We start from the raw sequence: 24,057 nt of genomic DNA on the forward strand, positions 1-24,057 counted from the left end.
ACCGTAGACAGCGGATGGGGGGCCGGTTCTGTTACGGCGGTCACAGGGACGGACATCACGTTCTGAGCTGCGTGGCACGCGACTCACGGGACCCGGTAGCGTGAGCCGACGATTCCGAAGGTCCCCCATTCGTAGGAGTCCCGGTGACGCAGAGTGGACAGGGCGAGGAGCCCTCGGCGCGACCCGCGCGCGAAGGCATCGTGCTGCCCTCCGACGGAGGCGAGCCGTTGCTCCCGGGCATGACGGGCGGACCCGGCGGCCCCCAGCACGCCCATCCGACCCCGCCGCCCGCCCCGGCGGCCCCGCCCGGCGGCCAGGCCTGGAACGGCGCCTGGGGCCCGGAGCAGCACCAGCCCCCGGCGGCCCCGCCTCCGGGGCAGGGCTGGACGCCCGCGCCCGCCCAGCCGTGGGCCGGACCGGAGCAGCCCGCGGTGGCATGGGGCACCCCGGACAACGCGCCGGCCCCGTCCCAGCCGCTCCCTCCGGAGAACGCCCCGGCACCGTCGTACGGCAGCCCGGCCTACGGCGGCCAGGACTACGGCACCCCGTCCCAGGGCTACGGCCCCCAGGGCACCGGCGCGCTTCCGCCCGCCGCGCCCTACGGTGACGACGGCGCCACCCAGTTCATCCCGCCCGTCGCGGACGGCGCCACGCAGTACATCCCCCCGGTCGTCGGCGACGCGGCCACCCAGTACATCCCGCCGGTCGGCGGCGGAGCCCTGCCGCCCGAGGTCACCCCCGAGGCGCCCGCCGAGAGCACCCAGGTGCTGGGCCGGGTCCGGCAGAATCCCGCCCCGAACCCGGACGCCGAGGCCACGCAGTACATCGCGCCCGTGCCCGCGAGCGCGGGTGGCGAGCGGCAGACGCCCGCCGAGTTCGACAACCTCTTCCGCAGCGAGCCGGGCGGTGAGCCCCCGGCCGCCTCCACCCAGCAGCTCCCGCGCTTCCAGCAGCCCCAGCCGCAGCCGTACGGCGCCCAGCAGCCGTCGTTCATCCCGAGACGTGAGAGGCACGACGACGAGGAGCCCCGCCGTGGCGGCCGTACCGGCTCCCGTGTGACGCTCTTCGCCGCCGTGGGGGTCGCGATCGCCGTCCTCGGCGTCGGCGCGGGCGCGCTGATGGCCAGTGGCGGCGAGGACGACAAGAGCGACAACAAGACCGTCGCCGCCACGGCGCCGGCGAGCCAGTCCGCCTCGCCCTCCCCGTCCGCCGACCCGGCCGAGCAGCAGGCCGTCGAGCTGGACAAGCTGCTGGCCGACAGCGGCAACAGCCGGACCATGGTCATCAACGCGGTGGCCGACGTGAAGGCCTGCACCAACCTCTCCCAGGCGGCCAAGGACCTCAGGGACGCCGCCAAGCAGCGCAACGACCTGGTGACCAAGCTGTCCACGCTGGCCGTCGACAAGCTGCCGCAGCACACCGAGCTGACCACCGCGCTCAACAAGGCCTGGCAGGCGTCCGCGTCGGCCGACAACCACTACGCGGCCTGGGCCGACCAGGTCGCGCAGCGCAAGGGCAGCCTCTGCAAGAAGGGGCAGGCCAAGTCCACCCCGCAGACCCAGGCCGGCAACCAGGCCAGCGGCACGGCCAGCACCGAGAAGATCAAGGCCTCGGGCCTGTGGAACTCGATCGCGAAGACCTACGGCCTGACCGAGCGCCAGCCGACCCAGCTCTAGGAGTCGATCAGCTCAGGTCGGCCTGCTGGAGGGTCTTCGTCACATCGATGAAGCCCTTCCGGGCCGACACCAGCCGGCCGTCCCGTACGACCTGGAGGGTCACGTCGGCGTTGACCAGCTGCGGGAAGCCGACCTGGGCGAGGCTCTCCGAGAAGTCCCAGCTCAGCGGTGGGGTGAGACCGCCCGTGCTGATCTCCAGACCGTTGTCCAGGGCGCGGCGGACCGAGCGGGCGGTCACCTCCCCGTCGCCGATGGAGTCGACGACGGCCTTGAACACGGTGTAGGCGATCCAGGTGGTCTGCACTCCGGCGTCCGCGGGGTCGATGCGGTTGTCGCCGAAGGCCTGCGCGCTGATCACCTTCTTCATCTCGTCCCAGCGCTTGTCGCTGGCCACGGGATACCAGCCGGTGATGTACGCGTCCTCGTAGGGCCCGGACTTGCCGCCGGAGGCGTTGATCACGGTCTGGTCGACGCCGCCCAGCACGGTCGCCGTGCGCACGTCGGGGTACTCCTTGCGGTCTCGCCGGAAGGAGTCCATGAAGGTGCTGGTGCGGTCCCCGAGGGCGGGCACCACGCAGCCGGCGCTCGTCGGGTCGGTGCTGGTGTACTCCAGCGCCCGCTCCGAGTGCGCCGAGTACTCGGTCGCGTCCTCCGCCGCCAGCTGGTCGCCCGCGTTCGCGTGGCCGCCCGCGGAGAGGCCCGAGTTCAGCAGGGCGGGCAGCTCGTCGCCCGCGATGCTGTCGGGCCGTACGAGTGCGACGGGCCCGCAGTTCTTGGCGAGCTCCCGGCCGAGGCCCGCCAGCAGGCTGGGCTGGCCGCCGTTGACGGGGTAGGACAGCGGGCTGGTGAACTCGGAGGCGGTGACGCCGTAGCCACCGATGTAGGGGATGCCCGCGCTCTCCAGCGTGGGGAAGAAGGAGTCGCCGTACTGGCTGTAGGAGCCGACGACGGCGACCACGTTCTCGTCGACGGCGCGCTCGGCGCACTTCGCCGCGGCGACGCTGTCGTTGTGGTCGTTGCAGTTCAGGACCCGCAGCTTGCGGCCGTTGATGCCGCCCTGGGAGTTGATCCAGCGGGCGTAGGCGAGCGCCAGCGCGGGCATGCCGGGCTTGTTGGTGGCGCTGGTGTCCTGCGGTGCCCAGGTCATCACGGTGATCGGATCATCCCCGGAGCCCCCCGAGACGCCGGGAATAACTCCGCAACCGACGGCGAGTGACGCACACACGGCCAGGACCGCCGCTTTGCTCGCGGTGGCTCTGACGGGTCGAGTGAGCGCGGGGAGGTGGGTATTGCGGAAGCGACGCCTGCCGGTCATGGACACGCACGATTCCGCCACATCACTAACCCGGGAGTGATCTACGGTCAACGTAAGGTGACGTGAAGGTGAATTACGGGGGCCTGCGAACGGAGTTCGAGCGAGAACGTACGATCGATGACCGTGCAAGGTTCGGAGAACTCTTCCCGTCGCGGCCGTCGCTCATCCACCATGGGCGGCATGCCACTCAACGACATGCCGTGGTGGCGCTGGCGCAGCAATGTGCGCTCCGCGCTGCACATGCTCTCCGACCCGGTGTTCCAGCGGGACGCCTGGCTGGCCGGCGTCGACGGCTACGGAGACGTCACCGATGCCGTGTACCGCCTGGTCGAGGACACCTGGCTGGACAACTGGTCCGCCGAGAAGTACGTCGGCACGATCTTCCGGGACTCGCAGGAGGCGGCGCTCGTCGACACCGCCGTGCTGCGGGTGCTGCGGATCATGCACCAGGTCGGTCCTGACGCGCCCGTCGCCGCGTATCTGGAGCACCAGGGGTGGCCGGACGCGGTGCGCGCGGCGCGGGACGCGCATGTGCGGATGGCGGCGAGCGACGGGGACGACCCGGACGCTCCGCCGCGCACCCTTGAGGTGCTGCGGATCATGACGAGGTCCGCGTAGCGGGACGGCCGTGATCGGGGGGCTCCGTTTGTGGGACCCTGTCCTGCATGAACGAGCAGTCCGACCGAGCCGCGGTCCCCTCCGACCAGTACGTCCTGACCCTGTCCTGCCCCGACAAGCAGGGCATCGTGCACGCCGTGTCGAGCTACCTCTTCATGACCGGCTGCAACATCGAGGACAGTCAGCAGTTCGGCGACCACGACACGGGTCTGTTCTTCATGCGCGTCCACTTCTCGGCGGAGGCGCCGGTGACGGTGGACAAGCTGCGGGCGAGCTTCACGGCGATCGGTGACGCCTTCCAGATGGACTGGCAGATCAACCGGGCCGACGAGAAGATGCGCATCGTCCTGATGGTCTCCAAGTTCGGGCACTGCCTGAACGACCTGCTGTTCCGGGCGCGGATCGGGGCGCTCCCGGTGGAGATCGCGGCGGTGGTCTCCAACCACACGGACTTCGCGGAGCTGGTGGGCTCGTACAACATTCCTTTCCACCACATTCCGGTGACGAAGGACACGAAGTCGGCGGCCGAGGCGCGGCTGCTGGAGATCGTGCGCGAGGAGAACGTCGAGCTGGTCGTTCTCGCGCGTTACATGCAGGTCCTCTCGGACGACCTGTGCAAGCAGCTCAGCGGCCGGATCATCAACATCCACCACTCCTTCCTGCCGAGCTTCAAGGGCGCGAAGCCGTATCACCAGGCGCATACGCGGGGTGTGAAGCTGATCGGTGCGACGGCGCACTATGTGACCGCCGACCTCGACGAGGGGCCGATCATCGAGCAGGAGGTCGAGCGGGTCGGGCATGACGTCACGCCGGACCAACTGGTGGCGATCGGCCGCGATGTGGAGTGCCAGGCGCTGGCGCGGGCCGTGAAGTGGCATGCCGAGCGGAGGATTCTGCTCAATGGGCGACGAACGGTTGTGTTCGCCTAGGAGTTCGGGGCGTTCCGCAGTCGCCGACGTATCGGCAACCAGCCCCTACATCCGGCTCAACGACGCCACCGAGAACAGCACATCCCTGATGGCCTCGCGGTCGCCCACCTGCCCCGCCGCTGCCTCCGTCGGAGACACATGTCCCGCCGCCAGGCGGCAGAACTCCACGCCGTCCAGCGCCACGTGCGCCACCTCGTGCTCGGCGGAGCCCACCGCCGCGGGGGAGTCCAGCGGGATCAGCCACTCGCCGCCGCCCGAGCCCTCGATCTCCAGGCGGACGCTGCGGCCGGGGCCGCCGGCCAGGCCGAGGTGGCGACCGTGCCGCGGGGACGCCAGGCCGTTGCGGCGGCGTCTGGCCAGGGCCCCCGGCAACATACGGGCCCCCAGGTCGATCATGTCGTGCAGATGGCGGGCCGAGGGCAGGGTGTACGGGTAGTCCACGGCCTCCGCGATGTCCTCCGCGTGCACCCAGCACTCGAAGGCCCGGTCCAGCATCGCGTCGTGCAGCGGCAGCTCGAAGTCGCCGTAGGAGACCGTCATGCCGCCCGCCTGGCCGCCGGTGAAGGAGACCGTGCGGACCAGGTCGTGGCTCTGCTCCCGCCAGGGCGCCCGGACCGAGCGGTTGGGCGGGAAGTGGGAGGCACGCCAGTACGCCTCGGTGCGGGCGGACGGGGTGGGGCGGTCGGCCTCGACGTCGCCCAGGGGGTCGTCGAGGCCCAGGGCGATCGCGGCCAGGCCGTCGACGGTCAGCAGGTGTGCGATCACCCCGGCGACCGTCGTACGGCGGCTCGTGGCCTCGTCGGCCCTGAACCACCGCAGCCGCACGGGCGCGTGCCACTCCGCGTCCCCGAAGTCCTGGAGCAGCGCGTCCAGTCGCGCGGTCTCGGCGTCGTACGCCGCCGCCCAGCCCGGCACCGGGATGCGCGGCGGGCGGCGCTCCAGGCAGCTCTCCAGGACCCGGGTGCGCAGGGCGGGGTCCAGGTCGAGGCTCTCGGCTTTGTGCAGCAGGCCCACGGCCTCGCGCAGCCGCAGCGCCTCGTCGGCGCAGGAGCCGCAGCCGCCGAGGTGCGTCTCGACGGCGAGCGTCTCCTCCGGCGAACACGCGGCCAGCGCCCACGCGCCGAGCAGCGACTTCAGCACCAGGTGCTCCAGGACGAGCGGCACCGGATCCGTGACGAGGTCGGGCAGCGGCCTTCCGGTGTCCTCGACGGAGGCGCGGGGGAGCGGTATGCGGGGCGGCTCCTCCGGGTCGGGCCGTGGACCGCTGCCGTAGCCCTTTCCGGAGCCGCCGGAGTCCGACACACTGGCGTCCTTGTCGCCCTTCTCCGGGCCGTCCTGACCCTCGTAACCCTGCTCCTCCTTGGGCTCGCCCTCTTCCTCGTGCTCGTCGTACGCCTCGAACCGGCCGGCGTCGGTCACACGGCACCCCCGTATCCCGGCGGGGCGTCGGCGTCGTGGGCGGTGGAGAGCAGTTGCAGGCCGAGGCGGAGCCGGCGGCGGGCCTCGTCCTCGGTGACGCCGAGGTCGGTGGCTGTCTGGCGGTAGTCGCGGCGCTGGAAGTACGCCTGCTCCAGCGCGGCGCGCAGCGGCACCGGCATGGCCTGCACGATGTAGTCGGCGCGGGCGGCGACGGAGGCGTGGCGCACCTTGCGCTCCAGCTCCTCGGTGGTGCCGTGGCCGCCCTGGGCCAGCGCGGCGGTCTCGGTGGCGCGCAGCCGCTGCACGGCGAGGCGGTGGGTGAGGGTGGCCACCCAGGAGCGCAGGGGGCCCTGCTTGGGGTCGTAGGTGTCGGGGTGCTCCCAGACGTGGGCGAAGACCTCGCGGGTGATGGTGTCGGCGGCGCGCTCGTCGCCGAGGACGGTGTGGGCCAGGCCGTGCACCAGGGAGGCGAAACGGTCGTAGAGCTCGCCGAGGGCGGCCGCCTCCCCGCGCGCCAGCCGCTGCTGCATCCTGCGGTCCCAGCGGGGCGGTGCGTCCTTCTTCGCCATGCGGCCCCCTCGCCTCACACTGCCTGTGCCCTGGTCAAGCCTGATCCCACCGTCTCCTCGAATGTAGTCGGCACCTCTGGCAGCGCACGCCCCTTTGTCGCAATGTGCGCCCCCTGACGGGCCCCAGGTGATAGTGAACCGTCGCCTACCCAGTCCAGAACTGATCGAACAAGACCGAAGACGACAGAAACAAGCCTCTTTCCATCTCTTTCTGTTTCTGGCCCGGTGTTTCAGGGCACTGCCGCTGGGCAGCCGCGCTGCGAGGAAGCGTAGGGACGGCTTCCGTTTGCGGGGGGTCCGGCGAGCGAAGGGCATGGCGGTGGCGTTCAAGGTGACCTGCGAGGAGCAGGGCGGGTGGGCCGTACTGCGGGTCTCGGGCGAACTGGATCTGGTGACCTCGCCCGTGCTGCGCCAACGCGTGCACGACGAGGTGGCCGAGGGCCGGCACAGCCTTGTCCTCGATCTGTCCGAGGTCTTCTTCTGCGACTCCAGCGGCGTCGGCGTGCTCATCGCCGCCCGACGGCTCGTCCGCTCCTGCCGGGGCCGTCTGCGCCTGATACTGCCCGCGCACGGTGCCGACGAGGGCTCTCACGTCAACCGCGTCCTCGGCGCCCTCGGCGTCCGCCGCCTCTTCGACGTCCACCCCGACCTGGGCTCGGCCACCGACGAGGAGACCGGACCGCTGTCGGCGTAGCCCGTCGCACTGCCACACCGTTGTCCCGAAATTCCCCCGGTCTTGGCACAACCGTCGCTTTCCCGCTCCCGGACGGGCCCTGACGTCGTACGCTCCCTGCCAGAACGCACCCCACGTGACGTAAAGGCGGCACGAAAAGACATGGTCAGCAGCGAGTACGAGCGCAGGATCGCCGCCCGGTTCGCCACCTTCGACCAGGACGGCAACGGCTACATCGACCGTGAGGACTTCAACGCGGCGGCCAAGGCGCTGCTCACGGAGTTCGGTACGGCGGCCCGGTCCGACAAGGGCCAGGCGCTGTACATCGGCGCCGAGGCGTTCTGGCAGGGCATGGCGGGAATAGCGGACCGGGACGGCGACCAGCGCATCACGCGGGACGAGTTCGTGGGCGGCGCGGTCAAGCGGCTGCGCGACAACCCGGACCGGTTCGCCGAGATCGCCCGCCCCTTCCTGCACGCGGCCCTCGCGGTGGCCGACGGGGACGGCGACGGAGCGGCCACCCTCGCGGACACCGCGCGCGTGCTGACCGCCCTCGGCGTGGACGCGGAGGTCGCGCGGGCCGCGGCGGCCACCCTCGACGCCGACAGCGACGGCAGGGTGGAGGAGTCCGAGATCGTGACCGCCTTCGCCCGCTACTTCACCGTCCCCGAGTAGCGCTCCCTGAGCTTGTACTTGAGCACCTTGCGCAGCGTGTCGCCCCGCGGAAGAGCGTCCACCACCTCCAGCTGCTCCGGCAGCTTGTGCACGGACAGCCCTTCCGCGCGCAGATACGCCGTGACCTGCGCGAGGCTCAACTTCACTGCCCCCTCGGGCTGTTCGACCACGGCACACACGCGTTCCCCGCGCTCGGTGTCCGGCAGCCCGATGACGGCCGCGTCCGCGACCGCCGGATGCCGGTGCAGCAGATCCTCGATCTCCTTCGCCGAGATGTTCTCGCCCTTGCGGATGATCACGTCCTTCAGTCGCCCGGTGAGCACCAGATGCCCGGTGCCGGTGAGCAGCCCCAGGTCGCCGGTGCGCAGGAAACCGTCCTCGTCGAAGGCCTGAGCGGTCTGCTCCGGGTCCAGATAGCCCCGGCACACCGCCTCCCCGCGCAGCCGCACCTCCCCGTCCACGATCCGGATCTCCATGCCCTCGGGCGGCCGTCCCTCGGTGGTGGCGAGCAGCTCCGGGGCGTCGTCCGGGTCGCCCATCGTGATCATCGGCACCTCGGTCATGCCGTAGCCGTGGGTCAGCTGCACGCCCATCTCCCGGACCACGGCGTGATACAGCTCCGGCGGCTTCGGCGCCCCGCCCCCCGCCAGCAGCCGGAGCGTCGGAACCACCTTCGTGCCGGGCTGTTTGCGCTGCTCGGTCAGGAACATCGAGTAGAACGCCGTCGATCCGCCCGCCATCGTCACCCCGTGCCGGCGATAGCCCTCCAGCGCCTCCGGCAGCGCGAACTGCTCGAACAGCACCGCCGGGAAGCCGTACAGGAGCAGCATCACCATGTAGTCAGGGCCGCCTATGTGGGCGTAGGGGAAGGCGATCGAGCCGACGTCGGCGTCGGTGGGGCGCAGGGCGTGGGCGAGGCAGGAGCCGCCCGCGATCAGCGAACGGTCCGTGTGCAGCACGCCCTTGGGGTCGGAGGTGGTGCCCGAGGTCCAGTAGATCCAGCGCACGGAGGTGCCCTCGGCGGGCGGGGCGGGCAATACCCGCGGATCGCCGTCCGGGAGTCGGTCGTACGCCTCGAAGACGCCCTTCGCGCCGAGTCGCCGGGCCATCTCCGTGTGGTCGAAGCCGCGCCAGGTGCCCGGTACGGCGAAGTACTCGGCCTTGGACTCGCGCAGGGCGAAGCCGACCTCGCGGTCGCGGTAGAAGGGGATGACCGGGGACTGTACGGCGCCGAGGCGGGCCAGGGCGAAGGAGAGCAGGGCGGTCTCGATCCGGGTGGGCAGTTGCCAGGCGACGACCGTGCCGGCGCGTACGCCCATGTCGTACAGGCCGGCCGCCACTCGCTCGGCACGCGCGCGTAGCTCGCCGAAGCTCGATGTGCGGTCCTCCTGGAGGAGGACGGGCCGGTCCGGGGTGAGGTCGGCGCGGCGGGCGAGCAGGTCCCACAGGGTCCGGGCGGAGCTCAGGTCGAGTGCGGTGTCGGTCACGGTGGCGACCCCCTTTGCTGACGGTGCGTCAGATAGTGGCCAGAGCGTAGGGCTCCCCGCCTTGTCGGTCCAGGGGTGCGGGGCTAGCCTGAACTGACGGATCGTCAGATTGGTGGGCCGCCGTATGGACCTCACGTACACGCCCGAGGAGGAGGAGTTCCGGGCGCGCCTGAGGCGGTGGCTCGGCGAGGTGCTGCCGAAGCTGCCCCCCGCGCCCGCCCCCTCCGACTGGCCCGCACGACGCGCCTACGACCTCGGCTGGCAGCGCATGCTCCATGACGCCGGATACGCCGACGTCCATTGGGACGCCTCCCCGACCACCCGCCTGATCTACCTGGAGGAGACCGAGCGCGCGGGCGCCCCCTACGTCGGCGCCAACTTCGTCGGACTGCTCCACGCCGGCCCCACCATCGCCGCCGAGGGCACCCCTGAACAGCGGTCGCGCTGGCTGCCGCCGATCCTGCGCGGCGAGGAGGTCTGGTGTCAGGGCTTCAGCGAACCCGGCGCCGGCTCCGACCTCGCGGCGCTGCGCACGCGCGCGTGGCGCGACGGGGACGCCTATGTGGTGACCGGCTCCAAGATCTGGACCTCGCATGCCGAAGTCGCCGACTGGTGCGAGCTGTTGGTCCGTACCGACCCCGAAGCGCCCAGGCACCGGGGCATCACCTGGCTCGCGATGCCCATGGACGCGCCCGGCGTCACCGTACGGCCGCTGCGGACCCTCGCCGGGTCCACCGAGTTCGCCGAGGTGTTCCTCGACGAGGTACGGGTGCCGATCGCGAACCGGGTCGGCGCGGAGAACGACGGTTGGCGCGTGACGATGGTGACCCTCTCCTTCGAACGCGGCACGGCCTTCGTCGGCGAAGTGGTCGCCTGCCGCCGCGTCCTCGGCGAACTGGCCGCGGAGGCCCGCAAGAACGGCCGCTGGGACGACCCGGTGCTGCGGCGCAGGCTCGGCCGCCTGAACGCCGAGTTCCGCGCGCTGTGGCGGCTGACGCAGTGGAACGTGAGCGAGGCGTCGGCGGGCGGGGTGCCGGGGGTCGGCGGTTCGGTTTTCAAACTGAGGTATTCGCACGCCCGCCAGGAGCTCTACGACGCCGCCGCCGACGTCCTCGGACCGGGCGCCCTCGACCTCGACCGGCCCTGGGTGCTCGACCGGCTGTCGTCGCTGTCGTACACCATCGCGGCCGGCACCTCGCAGATCCAGCGCAACATCGTGGCCGAGCGGATCCTGGGGCTGCCGAAGGGGAAGTGAGCATGCGTTTCCAACTGACCGAGGACCAGAGGGCGTTGCAGGCCGGGGTGCGGGAGCTGCTGGACCGGCGGTTCGGTGCCGAGGCTCTGCGGGCGGCCGTGGACGAGCCCGGGCTGGACCGGGCGCTGTGGCGGGAGCTGGGCGCGGCCGGGTTCTTCGCACTGCGTCTGCCCGAGGCGGACGGCGGGGTCGGACTCGGGCTGCCGGAGGCGGTGTTGGCTTTCGAGGAGGCGGGTCGGGCGCTGCTGCCCGGGCCGTTGACCGCCACCCATCTCGCGGCGGGCTCGGTGCCGGGCGCCGCCACCGGGGAGACGGTCGTGACGGCCCCGGACGGCGGCCTGGTGGAGTGGCTGGCGTGGGCCGACGTGGTCCTCGGGGACGCGGACGGGGCCGTACCCCTGCGCTCTCTGGACCCCCTGACACCGCTTCACCGGGTGGCCCACCAGGGCGAGGCGGACCCCCTCGCCGTCCTCCTCGCCGCCGCGGAGCAACTGGGCACCGCCACGCGCGCGTGCGAACTCGCCGTGCAACACGCCCGGACCCGCGAACAGTTCGGACAGCCGGTCGGAGCCTTCCAGGCGGTGAAGCATCTGTGCGCCGACATGCTGGTGCGGGCGGAGACGGCCCGTGCCGCCGTGTACGCGGCCGCCGTGACCGAGGACCCCGCCGACATCGCCGCGGCCCGGCTGCTGGCCGACGAGGCCGCCGTACGCGGCACCCGCGACTGCCTCCAGGTGCACGGCGGAATGGGCTTCACCTGGGAGTGCGAGGTGCATTTGCATCTCAAGCGCGCGTGGGCGCGGTCACAGCGTGGCGGAGGAATTACGGAAAGTGAGGAAGTGCTCGCCGCCGATCTGGTCGCGTGAAAGGCGAAAAGCGCGCTGGGCTGCGGAACCGGAATGGTGGCGGCAATGGGTGTCGCGGATTGTGGCATACCGGAACTACGGAGCGTTGATATCGGGTTGTGTCCTATGTGTGACTCGTCACGGCCTGGAGTCGGCGCCGTGCTCCGGTACCTTGTGTGGGATGCGAGTGGTTCCGAGCACGAGCCATGCCGGAGGTGCCCTTGAGGCGGCTCCGGATCCGGCGGTGCGCGCCGGTTCTCGCAGGGCGGGCGCGGTTTCGGCCCCCGCTTGTTCGACTCCCCGTCAAGAGCGTCGCACAGTATCCCGCATGGGTACTCCTTCGCGCTGGAATATGCCCGAAGCGCTTGTTGGGGTGACTGTACGTCAACCATGCTTTCTCGTAAGGGATTCACGTTCCGTGATCCTGGCTCCGGCCATTGTTCTGGTCATGCAAAAAATGGCTACGATCGTGGCCCTCGCGAGGCGCGGGGCTATGAGTCCGCCGGTTCGGATGGTGTGAGCGGTGCAGGTGCTTCAAGTGCAGCTGGAGATCCGGCCCGACCCCGCTGAGGTGGGTCGAGCCCGGCGGTGGGCCCGCTCGCGGCTCGCCGGATCCGGGATAGGGGTCGACGAGCCGCTGTCGGAGACGCTGATCCTGCTCGTGTCCGAACTGGTCACCAACGCCGTGGTGCACACCGGCTGTCCGGCCGTGCTGCGGCTGTTCCTGCCCGGGGTGGCGGCCGACGCCGAGTCGGTCACCGTACGTCTGGAAGTGGCGGACGCCAGCGGCCGGGCCCCGGTGCCGCGTTGTGCCGGCGGCGGAGAGACGGGCGGGCGGGGCCTCGCCCTTGTCGACGGTCTCGCGGACCGCTGGGGCTGGATGCCCGAGGGTCCCGGCAAGCGGATCTGGTGCGAACTCGACCAGTGCGCCGAGGGGCGGGAGCCCGCGGTGGCCTACGGCGGCGGAGCCTTCGAAGGGCTGGCCTACGAGGCGGTGTGAGGGCGCCCGTGGTGTACGCGGCGGTGTCCGCGGGCGTCGGGCCCGGAACCCTGCGCCGGACGCGGTGCGATGCGCCGGGACATGCTTCTACGTGCGCCTGTCGCATATAGGGCGTAAGTCATAAATCCCCGAACAGGTGTTGACGGCGCGTGTCCGTTTGATCACGCTTGTGGTCAGCGATTCGCCGTGAGGGGACGACGAGGGTTTCGGTGACGGGAGCCCTCGACGAGTGTGGGTCGTGATTCGGCGTCGGCTCCCTCAGGGCCCGAGGGGCAGCCGGGGTGGGAGCGCCGAAGTCGGATGGCGGTGCGCGCTGCCGTGCTCGGGGCGGGCAGATCGCGCGCCGCCAACCGCACTTCAGGACCTCACAGAACGGCGACCGGTGCCACCGGGGCGCCTGTGGCGCCGACGAAGGGCTCGGGGGTCGCCGACAACAGGAAGGCGTACCGACCTTCTTGTCCACAGGCTGTGGACAACTCTTCGAGATTCCAGTTCTGCCCCTGCGGCATCCCCATCTCCACCAGGTCCAGCGCGTGCACGGGCAGCCACAGGTCCTCGATCTCCGGCGGGAAGATCTCGAACGTGAGGGTGTCATTGGCGACGGCGGCCACATCGCGCGCGTGGAACCACTCCGGAGTGCGGATCGACAGCCCCGGCGACGGATAGCCGTAACCGTGCTTGTCCCCGGCGAGACACACCCGCATCTGCCCGGTGCGTACGAGCACGATGTCGCCCGCACGCACGCGCGTGCCCGCGAGTTCCTCGGCGGCCTCCAGGTCCTCGGGCGTCACCGCGTGCGCACCGTCGAGCTGTTCAACGCCATGCGCGCGTGCCACGTCGAGGAGCACCCCGCGCGAGACGATGTGCCGCGCGGTGGCCATTCCCGCGAACTCGGCGCCGCCGTGCGCGGTGATCGTGCCGGCCGGGCGGCCGTTGTAGAGCCGGCCCGAGTGCGAGACATGCGTCAGCGCGTCCCAGTGCGTGCCCGCCTGAAGGCCCATGGTCACGGCATCGTCGCTGCACGCGACCGTGCCCGGACCGAAGATCTCCTGGTTGATCTGCACCATCACATGCAGCGGATTGACCCGCCCCGGGATCATCCCGGTCTGCACACCGTCCTGCTGCAACGGCAGCGCGAGCGGAATCCGCCGTCCGCTGCGGACGCAGGCCGCGGCCTCGCGGACGACCTCGTCGGTGATCAGGTTGAGGGTGCCGAGTTCGTCGTCGGCTCCCCAACGGCCCCAGTTGTTCACACGCTTGGCGATCTCGTGGAACACGTCCGGCAGTGACATCGGTCCCTCCCCGGGGCTTGTCTCCGACTGTCCGACGGGTCATAAAATCTAACGGTCCGTCAGAAACCGCGGGAAGGGGCCGGGCGTGGGGAACTTCTTGGCAGGCAAGGTCGTCGCCGTGACCGGCGCGGGGCGCGGTATCGGGCGGGCGGTGGCACTGGCGGCGGCGGCCGAGGGGGCGCGGGTCGTCGTCAACGACTACGGGGTCGCCGTGGACGGGGCCTGCCCGACCAGCGAGGTCGCCGAGGGCGTCGTCAAGGAGATCGAGGCCGCCGGGGGAGAGGCCGTCGCGGTGGGCGACGACATCTCCACCATGGCGGGCGGGCAGCGGGTCGTGGACGTGGCCGTGTCGTCGTACGGGCGGATCGACGGGGTCGTGTGCGTCGCCGGGATCCTGCGGGAGCGGATGCTGTTCAACATGACCGAGGAGGAGTGGGATCCGGTGATCGCCACTCACCTCAAGGGGACGTTCACGGTGTTTCGTGCGGCTTCCGCGGTGATGCGGGGGCAGCGCTCCGGGACGCTGATCGGTTTCACGAGCGGGAACCATCAAGGGTCCTATGCGCAGGCCAACTACAGCGCGGCCAAAGGCGGGATCATTTCGCTGGTACGCAGCGCCGCGCTGGGCCTGAACAAGTACGGGGTGACCGCCAATGCTGTGGCACCGGTTGCTCGTACGCGGATGTCGGCGAAGGTCCCCATGGAGCTGACGGAGATCGGGGAGCCGGAGGAGGTGGCGGCGCTCGTGGTCTATCTGCTGTCGGACCGGGCCAAGGAGCGGGGGATCACCGGGCAGGTGTACACGCTTGCCGGGCCCAAGCTGGCGGTGTGGGCACAGCCCCGGGAATTGCGGGCCGCGTATGCGGACGGCGCTTGGACGCCGGAACGGATCGCGGAGTTCTTGCCGGGGACGGTGGGGGTCGATCCGATGCCGTTGCTTCGGCCGCCGAACGCCTCGTAGAGGAGAGTTCTGTGGACTTCGGATTCAGTGCCGAGGACGAGGCGTTCCGCGCGGAGGCCAAGGCCTGGCTCTCCGCCCATGTCGACCCCGATCTGGACCGCCGTACCTGGGAGCGCACCCTCGGAGCAGCCGGCTGGATCGGGCTCTCCTGGGCCGGGACCGGGTACGGCAACCGTTCCGCCACGCTCACCCAGCAGGTCGCCTGGGCCGAGGAGTACGCCCGTTCCGGGGCGCCGCCGCGCTCCGGGCACATCGGGGAGAATCTGCTGGCGCCCACCCTGCTCGCCCATGGCACCGACGAGCAGAAGGGCCGGTTTCTGCCGCCCATAGCCGCCGGTGACGAGCTGTGGTGTCAGGGGTACAGCGAGCCCGGGGCCGGGTCGGATCTGGCGTCCGTGCGGACCGTGGCCGTGCGGGATGTGCACGGCGGGTACCGCATCACCGGGCAGAAGATCTGGACGTCGCTCGCGCACGAGGCGGACTGGTGCTTCGTGCTGGCCCGTACCGAGCCGGGCTCCCGCCGCCACCGGGGGCTGAGCTTCCTCCTCGTGCCGATGGACCAGCCGGACCACATCGATGTCCGCCCCATTCGGCAGATGACCGGCACCAGCGACTTCAACGAGGTGTTCTTCGACGGCGCGCACGCGCGCGTGGAGCACGTCGTCGGCGGCGAGGGCCATGGCTGGCAGGTCGCGATGAGCCTCCTCGGGTTCGAGCGCGGGGTGTCCACGCTGGCCCAGCAGATCGGCTTCGCACGGGAGTTGGAGACGGTTGTGCGGGTCGCTGTGGAGACGGGTGCGGCGGCGGATCCCGTTCTACGGGACCGGCTCGTCCGGCAGTGGGCCGAGCTGCGCGTCATGCGCTGGAACGCCCTGCGCACCCTGGGCGGTTCCGGTGACGCGGGCGCCTCCAGCGTGGCCAAGCTGCTGTGGGCCGGGTGGCATCAGCGGCTCGGGGAGCTGGCGGTGGCGGTGCGGGGCGCGGGGGCCGCGGTCGGGCCGGTCGACTGGGCGCCTTCCGCGCCGTACGAACTCGATCCGCTTCAGCATCTGTTCCTCTTCTCCCGGGCCGACACCATCTACGGCGGCTCGGATCAGGTCCAGCGCACAATCATCGCCGAGCGGGTGCTCGGTCTGCCCAGGGAGCCCAAGGGGGTCGTCTGATGCGCGGAGTGCTGTTCGACGGGAAGCGGACCGAGGTCGTGGACGACCTTGAGGTGCGGGAGCCGGGGCCGGGCGAGGTGCTGGTCGCGATCGCGGCGGCGGGGTTGTGCCACAGCGATCTTTCTGTGGTCGACGGGACCATACCTTTCCCCGTTCCTGTGGTGCTCGGCCATGAGGGCGCGGGTGTGGTGGAGGCCGTGGGGGCGGGGGTCTCGCATGTCGCGCCCGGGGATCATGTGGCGCTGTCCACGCTCGCCAACTGCGGTGCCTGCGCGGAGTGCGACCGGGGGCGGCCCACCATGTGCCGACAGGCGATCGGGCGGCCGGGGCAGCCCTTCCTGCGGGGCGGGCGCTCGGTGTACCAGTTCGCCTCCAACTCCGCCTTCGCCGAGCGGACGGTGGTGAAGGCCGTTCAGGCCGTGCGGATCCCTGGGGAACTTCCGCTGGTGTCCGCCGCGTTGATCGGGTGCGGGGTGCTGACCGGGGTCGGAGCCGTGCTCAACCGGGCGCGGGTGGACCGTGGAGACAGGGTGGTGGTGATCGGGACTGGTGGAATCGGGCTCAATGTCATCCAGGGCGCGCGGATCGCGGGTGCCCTGCGGATCGTCGCCGTCGACTCCAATCCGGCCAAGGAGGAGGTGGCGCGCCGGTTCGGTGCGACCGACTTCCTGACCTCCACCGAGGGGGTGCGGGACATCCTGCCCACGGGTGCCGACCACGCCTTCGAGTGCGTCGGACGCGTCGAGCTGATCCGCGAGGCCGTCGATCTGCTCGACCGGCACGGCCAGGCCGTCCTCCTCGGCGTGCCACCGGCCACGGCCGAGGCGTCCTTCCGCGTCTCGACCCTCTACCTGGACAAGTCGATCCTGGGCTGCCGCTACGGCTCATCCCGCCCGCAGCGGGACATCGCCCTGTACGCCGAGCTGTACCGGGCAGGACGGCTGCTCCTCGATGAACTCGTGACGCGGACCTACCCGGTCGAGGACTTCGAGAAGGCGGCGGCGGACGCGGAGGCGGGCCGGGTCGCCCGGGCGGTGCTGACGTTCTCGGACTGACGGAACGTCCGGCGGTACGCCGTCGGCGTCACCCCGAGCGCCGTCTGCAAGTGCTGCCGCATCGACTGTGCCGTACCGAATCCCGAGTCCTGTGCCACCTGGTCCATGGACAGGTCGGTGGACTCCAGCAAGTGCCGGGCCCGTTCCACGCGCTGCTGGGTGAGCCACTGGCCGGGGCTGACGCCGACCTCCTCGCGGAAGCGGCGGGTGAAGGTCCGTACCGACATGGCCTCCTGTGCCGCCATGTCCCGCAGCTGGATCGGCTCGTGGAGGCGGCCCAGGGCCCAGGCACGGGCCCCGGTCGTCGTCGACTGCTGGGGATCGGGCACCGGGCGGTGGATGTACTGCGCCTGGCCGCCGTCGCGGTGCGGGGGTACGACCGTACGGCGGGCGATCTCGTTGGCGACGGCCGTGCCGTGGTCCCGGCGGACCATGTGCAGGCACAGGTCGATCCCGGCGGCGACGCCGGCCGAGGTCAGGACGTCGCCGTCGTCGATGAACAGGACGTCCGGGTCGACGTCGATGGCCGGGAACAGGCGCTGCAGCTGGTCGGTCTCCGCCCAGTGCGTGGTGGCGGGGCGGCCGTCGAGGTATCCGGCGGCGGCGAGGACGAAGACGCCGGTGCAGATGGAGGCGAGCCGGGTGCCGGGGCGGATGTGGGCGAGCCCTGCGGCCAGCTCCTCGGTGAGCACGCCCTGCTCGAAGACCGGGCCGAGTTCGTAGGAGGCCGGGACGATCACCGTGTCGGCGGTGGCCAGCAGCTCGGGGCCGTGCTCGACCATGACGGCGAAGTCGGCGTCCGTGACGACCGGGCCGGGTGGCCGGATCGAGCAGGTCAGGACCTCGTACAGAGGGCGGCCCTGGGCGTCCTTGGGGCGGCCGAAGATGCGGTGCGGGATACCCAGCTCGAAGGGGAGCAGTCCGTCGAGGGCGAGCACGACGACGCGATGCGGACGGAACTCGGGCGTCTGCGGGTCACTGCTCATGGCCCGATCCTAACGAATGCTGACCTTCGGGCCACTCGATGAGGCGGATTCCGGCCGCGATCATCTATGCCGTGACCCAGACAACCGAGGCCGCAGCCACCGCAGAGGACACCCTGACCCGCCGCAGGCGCCGTATTCACCGTGCCTGGTTCGTCGCCGCCGTCACCTTCGTGACGATCATCGGCGCCGCCGCCTTCCGCTCCCTGCCCGGGCTGCTCATCGACCCGCTGCACCAGGAGTTCGGCTGGTCCCGCGGCACGATCAGCTCGGCGGTCTCCATCAACCTCGCGCTCTACGGGCTGACCGCGCCCTTCGCGGCGGCGCTGATGGACCGTTTCGGCATACGCAAGGTCGTGGCGGTCGCACTGACCATGATCGCCATCGGCTCCGGCCTCACGTACTGGATGACGGCGGCCTGGCAGCTCCTGCTGTGCTGGGGTCTGCTGGTGGGCCTCGGCAGCGGTTCCATGGCGCTGGCCTTCGCCGCGACCGTCACCAACCGCTGGTTCACCGAGCGGCGCGGACTGGTCACCGGCATCCTCACCGCCGCCTCGGCCTCCGGGCAGCTGATCTTCCTGCCCGTGCTGTCCTGGATGGTCGAGGAACACGACTGGCGCCCGGCGGCTGTGACGGTCGCGTTGGCGGCTCTCGCGGTCGTCCCCTTCGTCTGGCTGCTGCTGCGCGACCATCCGGCGGACGTCGGCCTGAAGCCGTACGGCGCAACGGAGTACGTACCGAAGCCGCCGCCCGTGACGGGCGCCGCCCGCCGTGCGGTGACGGTCCTGTTCAAGGCGGCTCGCACAGGCCCCTTCTGGCTGCTCGCCGGCACCTTCGCGATCTGCGGCGCCTCCACCAACGGCCTGATCCAGACCCACTTCGTGCCCGCCGCCCACGACGAGCACATGCCGGTCCAGGCCGCGGCCTCGTTGCTGGCGGTGATCGGGGTGTTCGACGTCGTCGGCACGATCGCCTCCGGCTGGTTCACGGACCGCTACGAGGCGCGCCGGCTGCTCGCGGTGTACTACGCCCTGCGCGGGATCTCGCTGCTGTTCCTGCCGATGCTGCTCGCGCCGAGCGTGCGGCCGCCGATGATCTTCTTCATCGTGTTCTACGGCCTGGACTGGGTCGCGACCGTCCCGCCGACCGTGGCGCTGTGCCGGGAGCACTACGGGGAGGACAGCGCGATCGTGTTCGGCTGGGTGCTGGCGTCCCACCAGGTGGGGGCCGCGCTGGTGGCCTTCCTCGGTGGGGTGGCTCGGGATGTGTTCGGGTCGTACGACGTCGTCTGGTACGCGTCGGGGGCGCTGTGCGCGGCGGCGGCGCTCATGGCGCTGGTGATCCGCCGCCGGCCGGCCACCGAGTTGGCGGTCGCCTGAATCGTCGGTACGACGGCCAGTGGCCGTCAGAGGAACCGGCCACGGTGGAACAGCAGCGGCGCCGCGTCCTCCTCGCTCGCCCCGAGCGCGTTCACCCGGCCGACCACGATGAGGTGGTCGCCGCCGGTGTGGACGGCGTGGATCGCGCAGTCCACCCAGGCGAGGGCGCCCGCGAGGCGCGGCGAGCCGGACACCGGCGCCGGGTCGTGGGCGACCCCGGCGAACTTGTCGCCGCCGCTGACCGCGAAGCCACGGCACAGCTCGCCCTGGTGCGCACTCAGGACGTTGACGCAGAAGACGCCGGCGCGGGCGATGCGCGGCCAGGTCGTCGACGTACGGCCGACCATGAAGGCGATCAGGGGTGGGTCGAGGGAGAGGGCGGAGAAGGACTGGCAGGCGAAACCGGCGGGGGAGGCTTCGCCGTCGGCGGCGGGTGACGTGACAACGGTCACCCCCGTCGCGAAGTTCCCGAGCACCCGCCGGAACTCGGCCTGGCTCACCGGCGCCCGCTCGTCCTCGCCGACGCACCGCAACTCGGGCCGCGGCAGCGGCTCCACGCGCGGGGCGTCGACCGACCTGAGGTAGCGGACGGCGGCTGCCGCCATCCCTGCGTGTCCCATCACACCGTTCATTGAAGCTGACGGTGTGTCAGATTGGAAGGGGTGTGCGAGGGCGCCGGGCACGCGTGCGTACGCTGCGCCCATGGGGTGGGGATACAGCGGTCAGGACCGGAGAGCCGACGGCTCGGCAGGGCCGACGTCCGAGCTGTACGCGGCTGCCGCCGTGGCCGCCGGACAGTTGCCGCCGGTCTGGCTGGTCTGGTGGATCGGGGAGCAGTCCGGCGACGACTACGGTATCGGCTTCAACTCGCTCGGCATGGCCTGCGTCTTGATCTTCGCGCCGCTCGTCCTGCCCGTGCTCGGCCTCCTCCAGGCGGTTCTGCACGCCCTGCCCGCCCTCCACCTGGCCCGCTTCACCGCCGCCCGCGCGCGGGGCCCGATCTGGGGCTGGTACGTGGTGTGCGGCGTGCTGCTCGGCGTGGCCTGGGCGGTACTGGCCGCAGGGCTGTGGGACTGGTCGTTCACCGTGATGGCGCCGCTGTTGGCGGCGCTGGGCACCCTTCCCGTCCTTGGTGCGGCCTGGGTCGCCAGGCGCGCACGATGGGGGTTCTGGCGCACCTGGCTCGGCTCGGGCCTGGCCTCCATGGTGCTGTTCGTCCTGGTCGGGCTGGGCGGGGTGCTGGCCTCGGTCACGGGGCTGCTCAAGGAGTACGAGCCTCCGAAGCTGTCCGCGGGGCAGCTCACCGGCGTCTGGCGGGGCGAGGACGGGGCGGTCCTGCGGCTGGACTCCGGCGGACGGGCCGAACTCGCCGAGCTGCCCACCGTCTCCGATTCCGACGACTGGACGGTCGAGCCGCCCTTCGCCGTGTGCGAGGGCACCGGTACCTGGGAATTGGTGCGGGAGGACGAGGACGAGGGCGTCGACCGTGACGGCGTCGGCCTGCGTGTCGGAAGCGGATGCGGGCAGCCGACGCTCTGGACGATTGGCGGCACCGAACGCGAGCCCGAGCTGTTCGTCCTCTTCGGCGATCCGGACGCGGGAGACCTGCGCATCCTGCGGAAGGAACCTCAGCGCCCCTCGTAGACAGGGCTCCTGCGCTCCACGAAGCTCGCCACCCCCTCCTGCGCGTCCCGCGTCGCCATGTTGATCTCCTGCGCCGCCGCCTCCGCCGCGAAGGCGGTCGCGCGGTCGCTGTCGAGGGAGGCGTTGACGAGCTGTTTCGTCAGGGCGAGGGCGCGGGTGGGGCCGGCGGCGAGGCGTTCGGCCCACTCGCGGACCGTCTTCTCCAACTCCCCGTCCTGGACGACCCGGTTGACCAGCCCGAGCCGTTCCGCGTTCGCCGCCGACAGTGCGTCGCCGAAGAACATCAGCTCCTTCGCCCGCTGCGGACCGATCAGCCGGGGCAGGAGATAGGCGCCGCCGCCGTCCGGGACGAGACCCCGCCTGACGAACACCTCGATGAACCGGGCCGATTCGGCGGCGAGTACGAGATCGCAGGCGAACGCCAGATGCGCGCCGAGGCCTGCCGCCGTGCCGTTCACGGCGGCGATCACCGGTTTCTCGCAGTCGAGGACGGCGGAGACCAGGCGTTGGGCGCCGAGGCGGAGCATGCGGGCCACATCGCCGGGGATCCGGTCGCCCGTCGCAGCTGTGCCGCGAAGGTCCGCGCCCGCGCAGAATCCGCGGCCGGTTCCGGTGAGTACGACCGCTCCCACCTCCGCGTCCGCCGACGCCTCCACGAGCAGTTCGACGATGCGTTCCCGCTGGTCAGGGGTGATGGCGTTGAGGGCCTCGGGGCGGTCGAGCGTGATGCGGCAGACCCGATTGTCAGTGGCGTGCTGTACCAATGACTCAACGGAATTTCCGGGCACACGGGGGGAATCAGACATGTCAGCGACACACCGCCAGCGCGTCCAGCGCCACCGCGCCCTGCCCCTGCGGCAGCACCATCAGCGGATTGATGTCCAGCTCCGCCAGATCGTCCCCGAGCTCCAGCGCCATGCGCTGCACCCGCAGGACGACTTCGACGAGCGCGTCCGTGTCCGCGGGGGGCCGCCCCCGGACCCCGTCGAGGAGGGTCCGCCCGCGCAGTTCATGGAGCATGTCCCGCGCCTGCTCCTCCCCGAAGGGCGGCACACGTACAGCGGTGTCCCGCAGCACCTCGACCAGCACCCCGCCGAGTCCTACGGTCACCGTGGGCCCGAAGAGTTCGTCATGCGTGAGACCGACGACCATCTCGGCGCCCCGCTCGACCATCTGGCAGACCAGGATGCCGTCCAGGGAGACGTCCTCGTAGCGGGCGATGTCCGTCAACTCCCGGTAGGCGTCGCGGACCTGGCTGGCGGAGGTGAGGCCGACCTTGACCAGGCCCAGCTCGGTCTTGTGGGCGATCCGCGCGCCGGACGCCTTCATCACCACGGGGTAGCCGACCAGGCCCGCCGCCCGCACGGCGGCCGCCGCGCTGGTCACCAACTGCTCGCGCGGTACGCGAATGCCGTACGCCCGCAGCAACTGCTTCGCCGCGTGCTCGCTCAGCTGCTGTCCTGGGCGCATCAGTGCCCGGGCCTTGCGGAAGGACGGAGACGGGGTGCGCGGGGCGCGGTCGAAGGGGGAGCGGTAGCCGGTGGTGAAGCGGTGGTGGTCGAGGTAGGCGCGGACGGCGGTGATGCAGTTGGCGACCGTGCGGAAGGTGGCCACCCGCGAGGAGCCGAGCAGCACTTCGCGGTAGGCGGGTTCGGTGCCGACCGGCGACCCCCACACCACGCACACCAGCTTGTCGGTGCGCTCGGCCGCGTCGACCAGGTCCTTCACGAGCCGGTCGCTCAGCGGCGGGAAGGGCCCGGTGACCGGGCAGATGAGGACACCCACCTCCGGATCGTCGAGGAGGGCGTCGATGATCTTCCGGCCGCGCCGGTCGCCGACCGGATGGCCGCCGTTGTCGACCGGGTTGGCCACGCTCAGGTACTCGGGTATCCACTGGTGCAGCTCGGCCTGCTTGGCCTCCGGCAGCACCGGCAGCCGCAGTCCCGCCTCGGTCGCCAGGTCCGCGAAGTGTGCGCCCGTGCCGCCCGAGATCGAATAGACGACGACGCCGTCGGCAAGCGGGGGCCGTGCCCGGGCCAACAGGGTGGCGGTGTCCTGGAGTTCGTCGAGACCGTCGACGCGGATCACTCCGTACTGCCGCATGGCCGCGTCCACCACCGCGTCCGCGCCGGTCAGCTTGCCGGTGTGTGAGGCGGCCGTGCGGGCGCCGGTCTCGGTGCGGCCCACCTTGACCGCGACCACCGGCACCTTGCGCCGGGCCGCCCGGTCGGCGGCGAGGAGGAAGGCGCGGCCGTCCTTCAGGCCCTCCATGTAGCAGGCGATGGCGCCCACCTCCGGGCGCTCGGCGAAGTAGGAGATGAAGTCGGAGGTCTCCAGGTCGGCCTCGTTGCCGGTGGGCGCCCAGTGGGACAGGCGGATGCCGAGTTCCTGGAGGGCGAAGACGGGCCGGCCCTGGTGCCCGGACTGGGTGATCAGGGCGATGGCGGGGCCGTCGAGGTCGGTGCGGAACTCCTCGAAGGCGTTGAGGTTGGTGTTGGGACCGAGCAGCCGCATCCCGGACCGCTCCACGGCGGCGGCGAGCCGGGCCTGTGCGGCGGCGCCCTCCTCACCGGTCTCGGCGAAGCCGGAGGCGAAGACGACCGCGAACTTCACCTTGGCCTCGGCCAGTTCCTCGATCACCGCAAGGGGGTCGGCGACCAGCAGTACGGCGAGATCGACCTGCTCGGGCAGGTTGGCGACGGAAGGAGAGCAGGGGATGCCGAAGACGGACGGGCGGCTGGGGTGCACGGGATGGAGCCGGGCGCCGACCCGCTCGGACCAGGCGAGCAGTTGCCGGGTGACTCCGGTGTTGGGCCGGCCCTCGGTGTCCGAGGCGCCGATCACGGCGACCGATCCGGGACGGAAGAAGCGGTCCAGATCGGGTACGCCCGCATAGAGCGGACGCCCGCTGACGTCGAGATCGTCGACCTCGGCCGGACGGCCGTGGACGGCGGGCCCGGGCTGCTCCCCGCAGGCGATGACCCGGGTCCGGCGGGAGTCGGTGGTGAGGGTGCCGTGGGTTGATCCAAGCATCGGTCCGCCCGCTCCTGTGTGACAGCGATTAACTGACGCAATGTCAGATTACTGAACTGACGTTCCGTCAGGAATGGCTGTGCAGA

Annotated in this window: 22 protein-coding genes; 13 read left to right on the forward strand and 9 right to left on the reverse strand. The window is 71.3% G+C overall.

Annotated features, from left to right (window positions below; translation table 11 throughout):
• Positions 1–143 precede the first annotated feature (143 nt).
• Complete coding sequence (locus H4N64_RS24050; protein ID WP_336246792.1) at positions 144–1,676, forward strand: hypothetical protein; 1,533 nt, start codon at positions 144–146, stop codon at positions 1,674–1,676.
• A gap of 7 nt (positions 1,677–1,683) precedes the next feature.
• Here H4N64_RS24050 and H4N64_RS24055 read toward each other — a convergent pair whose 3' ends face one another.
• Complete coding sequence (locus tag H4N64_RS24055) at positions 1,684–2,991, reverse strand: ABC transporter substrate-binding protein (RefSeq protein WP_186284490.1); 1,308 nt, start codon at positions 2,989–2,991, stop codon at positions 1,684–1,686.
• A 117-nt stretch (positions 2,992–3,108) separates the two neighbouring features.
• On the opposite strand from H4N64_RS24055, the gene H4N64_RS24060 reads away from it, so the two are divergent.
• Both H4N64_RS24060 and purU read left to right on the forward strand, forming a co-directional pair.
• Entirely contained in the window at positions 3,109–3,609 is a 501-nt protein-coding gene (locus H4N64_RS24060) for an SCO4402 family protein (RefSeq protein ID WP_186284491.1), read from the forward strand.
• Between the two features lie 47 nt (positions 3,610–3,656).
• Complete coding sequence (purU, locus tag H4N64_RS24065) at positions 3,657–4,538, forward strand: formyltetrahydrofolate deformylase (RefSeq protein WP_186284492.1); 882 nt, start codon at positions 3,657–3,659, stop codon at positions 4,536–4,538.
• Positions 4,539–4,583: 45 nt separating this feature from the next.
• Here purU and H4N64_RS24070 read toward each other — a convergent pair whose 3' ends face one another.
• Together H4N64_RS24070 and H4N64_RS24075 are read right to left on the reverse strand one after the other, a co-directional pair.
• Positions 4,584–5,957, reverse strand: coding sequence for a maleylpyruvate isomerase N-terminal domain-containing protein (locus H4N64_RS24070; RefSeq protein ID WP_186284493.1), 1,374 nt, complete (start codon positions 5,955–5,957; stop codon positions 4,584–4,586).
• Entirely contained in the window at positions 5,954–6,526 is a 573-nt protein-coding gene (locus H4N64_RS24075) for a sigma-70 family RNA polymerase sigma factor (protein ID WP_186284494.1), read from the reverse strand. Before H4N64_RS24075 ends, H4N64_RS24070 begins: the two co-directional genes overlap by 4 nt.
• 313 nt (positions 6,527–6,839) lie before the next feature.
• Here H4N64_RS24075 and H4N64_RS24080 point away from each other — a divergent pair, with 313 nt between their 5' ends.
• Complete coding sequence (locus H4N64_RS24080; RefSeq protein ID WP_186284495.1) at positions 6,840–7,220, forward strand: STAS domain-containing protein; 381 nt, start codon at positions 6,840–6,842, stop codon at positions 7,218–7,220.
• A 141-nt stretch (positions 7,221–7,361) separates the two neighbouring features.
• Positions 7,362–7,874, forward strand: coding sequence for an EF-hand domain-containing protein (locus H4N64_RS24085; RefSeq protein WP_186284496.1), 513 nt, complete (start codon positions 7,362–7,364; stop codon positions 7,872–7,874).
• On the opposite strand, the gene H4N64_RS24090 is transcribed toward H4N64_RS24085, so the two are convergent.
• Entirely contained in the window at positions 7,853–9,361 is a 1,509-nt protein-coding gene (locus tag H4N64_RS24090) for an AMP-binding protein (protein ID WP_186284497.1), read from the reverse strand. The two genes, H4N64_RS24085 and H4N64_RS24090, sit on opposite strands and share 22 nt — an antisense overlap.
• Positions 9,362–9,485: 124 nt before the next feature.
• Between H4N64_RS24090 and H4N64_RS24095 the strand changes: the two genes are divergently transcribed.
• The 3 genes from H4N64_RS24095 (at position 9,486) to H4N64_RS24105 (ending at position 12,461) form a co-directional block, all read left to right on the forward strand.
• Positions 9,486–10,616 carry an acyl-CoA dehydrogenase family protein gene (locus H4N64_RS24095; protein WP_186284498.1) on the forward strand — a complete coding sequence of 377 codons (1,131 nt, stop codon included), beginning with the start codon at positions 9,486–9,488 and terminating at the stop codon, positions 10,614–10,616.
• Between the two features lie 2 nt (positions 10,617–10,618).
• Complete coding sequence (locus H4N64_RS24100; RefSeq protein WP_186284499.1) at positions 10,619–11,482, forward strand: acyl-CoA dehydrogenase family protein; 864 nt, start codon at positions 10,619–10,621, stop codon at positions 11,480–11,482.
• 502 nt (positions 11,483–11,984) lie between these two features.
• On the forward strand, positions 11,985–12,461 hold the full coding sequence (locus tag H4N64_RS24105) for an ATP-binding protein (RefSeq protein WP_336246793.1): 477 nt from the start codon (positions 11,985–11,987) through the stop codon (positions 12,459–12,461).
• A gap of 365 nt (positions 12,462–12,826) precedes the next feature.
• Here H4N64_RS24105 and H4N64_RS24110 read toward each other — a convergent pair whose 3' ends face one another.
• Complete coding sequence (locus H4N64_RS24110) at positions 12,827–13,753, reverse strand: cyclase family protein (RefSeq protein ID WP_186284500.1); 927 nt, start codon at positions 13,751–13,753, stop codon at positions 12,827–12,829.
• A gap of 85 nt (positions 13,754–13,838) precedes the next feature.
• Between H4N64_RS24110 and H4N64_RS24115 the strand changes: the two genes are divergently transcribed.
• From H4N64_RS24115 to H4N64_RS24125, 3 genes are read left to right on the forward strand one after another with little or no spacing between them, the layout of a single operon-like run.
• On the forward strand, positions 13,839–14,714 hold the full coding sequence (locus tag H4N64_RS24115; protein WP_186284501.1) for an SDR family NAD(P)-dependent oxidoreductase: 876 nt from the start codon (positions 13,839–13,841) through the stop codon (positions 14,712–14,714).
• Positions 14,715–14,725: 11 nt separating this feature from the next.
• Complete coding sequence (locus H4N64_RS24120; protein ID WP_186284502.1) at positions 14,726–15,877, forward strand: acyl-CoA dehydrogenase family protein; 1,152 nt, start codon at positions 14,726–14,728, stop codon at positions 15,875–15,877.
• The gene (locus H4N64_RS24125) at positions 15,877–16,932 is read left to right on the forward strand and encodes a Zn-dependent alcohol dehydrogenase (protein WP_186284503.1); all 1,056 of its coding nucleotides are present in this window, start codon (positions 15,877–15,879) and stop codon (positions 16,930–16,932) included. Before H4N64_RS24120 ends, H4N64_RS24125 begins: the two co-directional genes overlap by 1 nt.
• Here the strand turns inward: H4N64_RS24125 and H4N64_RS24130 are convergent.
• On the reverse strand, positions 16,848–17,918 hold the full coding sequence (locus H4N64_RS24130; RefSeq protein WP_186284504.1) for a GlxA family transcriptional regulator: 1,071 nt from the start codon (positions 17,916–17,918) through the stop codon (positions 16,848–16,850). The genes H4N64_RS24125 and H4N64_RS24130 overlap by 85 nt on opposite strands.
• A 38-nt stretch (positions 17,919–17,956) precedes the next feature.
• Between H4N64_RS24130 and H4N64_RS24135 the strand changes: the two genes are divergently transcribed.
• Positions 17,957–19,294: an MFS transporter gene (locus H4N64_RS24135; protein ID WP_222109333.1), complete on the forward strand. Its 1,338-nt coding sequence runs from the start codon at positions 17,957–17,959 to the stop codon at positions 19,292–19,294.
• A 26-nt stretch (positions 19,295–19,320) separates the two neighbouring features.
• Here the strand turns inward: H4N64_RS24135 and H4N64_RS24140 are convergent, their stop codons facing one another.
• Entirely contained in the window at positions 19,321–19,914 is a 594-nt protein-coding gene (locus H4N64_RS24140; protein ID WP_186284506.1) for a flavin reductase family protein, read from the reverse strand.
• 82 nt (positions 19,915–19,996) lie between these two features.
• Here H4N64_RS24140 and H4N64_RS24145 point away from each other — a divergent pair, with 82 nt between their 5' ends.
• Positions 19,997–20,938, forward strand: a complete 942-nt coding sequence (locus H4N64_RS24145; protein ID WP_260859930.1) for a PALP domain-containing protein — start codon at positions 19,997–19,999, stop codon at positions 20,936–20,938.
• Here the strand turns inward: H4N64_RS24145 and H4N64_RS24150 are convergent.
• Both H4N64_RS24150 and H4N64_RS24155 read right to left on the reverse strand, forming a co-directional pair.
• Positions 20,923–21,744 (reverse strand): enoyl-CoA hydratase/isomerase family protein, encoded by an 822-nt coding sequence (locus tag H4N64_RS24150; RefSeq protein WP_186284507.1) that lies wholly within the window; start codon positions 21,742–21,744, stop codon positions 20,923–20,925. The two genes, H4N64_RS24145 and H4N64_RS24150, sit on opposite strands and share 16 nt — an antisense overlap.
• A gap of 1 nt (position 21,745) precedes the next feature.
• Positions 21,746–23,971: an acetate--CoA ligase family protein gene (locus H4N64_RS24155; protein WP_186284508.1), complete on the reverse strand. Its 2,226-nt coding sequence runs from the start codon at positions 23,969–23,971 to the stop codon at positions 21,746–21,748.
• Positions 23,972–24,057: the final 86 nt, after the last annotated feature.

The sequence above is a fragment of the Streptomyces cupreus genome (genome assembly GCF_014257025.1).
GTDB classification, from domain to species: Bacteria; Actinomycetota; Actinomycetes; order Streptomycetales; family Streptomycetaceae; genus Streptomyces; species Streptomyces cupreus.

Excerpts from the sequence above, each read along its gene's own strand:
- H4N64_RS24075 (WP_186284494.1), bottom strand. The coding sequence starts at position 6,526 with ATGGCGAAGAAGGACGCACCGCCCCGCTGGGACCGCAGGATGCAGCAG.
- H4N64_RS24110 (WP_186284500.1), bottom strand. The coding sequence starts at position 13,753 with ATGTCACTGCCGGACGTGTTCCACGAGATCGCCAAGCGTGTGAACAAC.
- H4N64_RS24155 (WP_186284508.1), bottom strand. The coding sequence starts at position 23,971 with ATGCTTGGATCAACCCACGGCACCCTCACCACCGACTCCCGCCGGACC.
- H4N64_RS24130 (WP_186284504.1), bottom strand. The coding sequence starts at position 17,918 with ATGAGCAGTGACCCGCAGACGCCCGAGTTCCGTCCGCATCGCGTCGTC.
- H4N64_RS24055 (WP_186284490.1), bottom strand. The coding sequence starts at position 2,991 with ATGACCGGCAGGCGTCGCTTCCGCAATACCCACCTCCCCGCGCTCACT.
- H4N64_RS24085 (WP_186284496.1), top strand. The coding sequence starts at position 7,362 with ATGGTCAGCAGCGAGTACGAGCGCAGGATCGCCGCCCGGTTCGCCACC.
- H4N64_RS24150 (WP_186284507.1), bottom strand. The coding sequence starts at position 21,744 with ATGTCTGATTCCCCCCGTGTGCCCGGAAATTCCGTTGAGTCATTGGTA.
- H4N64_RS24145 (WP_260859930.1), top strand. The coding sequence starts at position 19,997 with ATGGGGTGGGGATACAGCGGTCAGGACCGGAGAGCCGACGGCTCGGCA.
- H4N64_RS24125 (WP_186284503.1), top strand. The coding sequence starts at position 15,877 with ATGCGCGGAGTGCTGTTCGACGGGAAGCGGACCGAGGTCGTGGACGAC.
- purU (WP_186284492.1), top strand. The coding sequence starts at position 3,657 with ATGAACGAGCAGTCCGACCGAGCCGCGGTCCCCTCCGACCAGTACGTC.
- H4N64_RS24060 (WP_186284491.1), top strand. The coding sequence starts at position 3,109 with ATGACCGTGCAAGGTTCGGAGAACTCTTCCCGTCGCGGCCGTCGCTCA.
- H4N64_RS24080 (WP_186284495.1), top strand. The coding sequence starts at position 6,840 with ATGGCGGTGGCGTTCAAGGTGACCTGCGAGGAGCAGGGCGGGTGGGCC.
- H4N64_RS24140 (WP_186284506.1), bottom strand. The coding sequence starts at position 19,914 with ATGGGACACGCAGGGATGGCGGCAGCCGCCGTCCGCTACCTCAGGTCG.
- H4N64_RS24100 (WP_186284499.1), top strand. The coding sequence starts at position 10,619 with ATGCGTTTCCAACTGACCGAGGACCAGAGGGCGTTGCAGGCCGGGGTG.
- H4N64_RS24095 (WP_186284498.1), top strand. The coding sequence starts at position 9,486 with ATGGACCTCACGTACACGCCCGAGGAGGAGGAGTTCCGGGCGCGCCTG.
- H4N64_RS24135 (WP_222109333.1), top strand. The coding sequence starts at position 17,957 with ATGAGGCGGATTCCGGCCGCGATCATCTATGCCGTGACCCAGACAACC.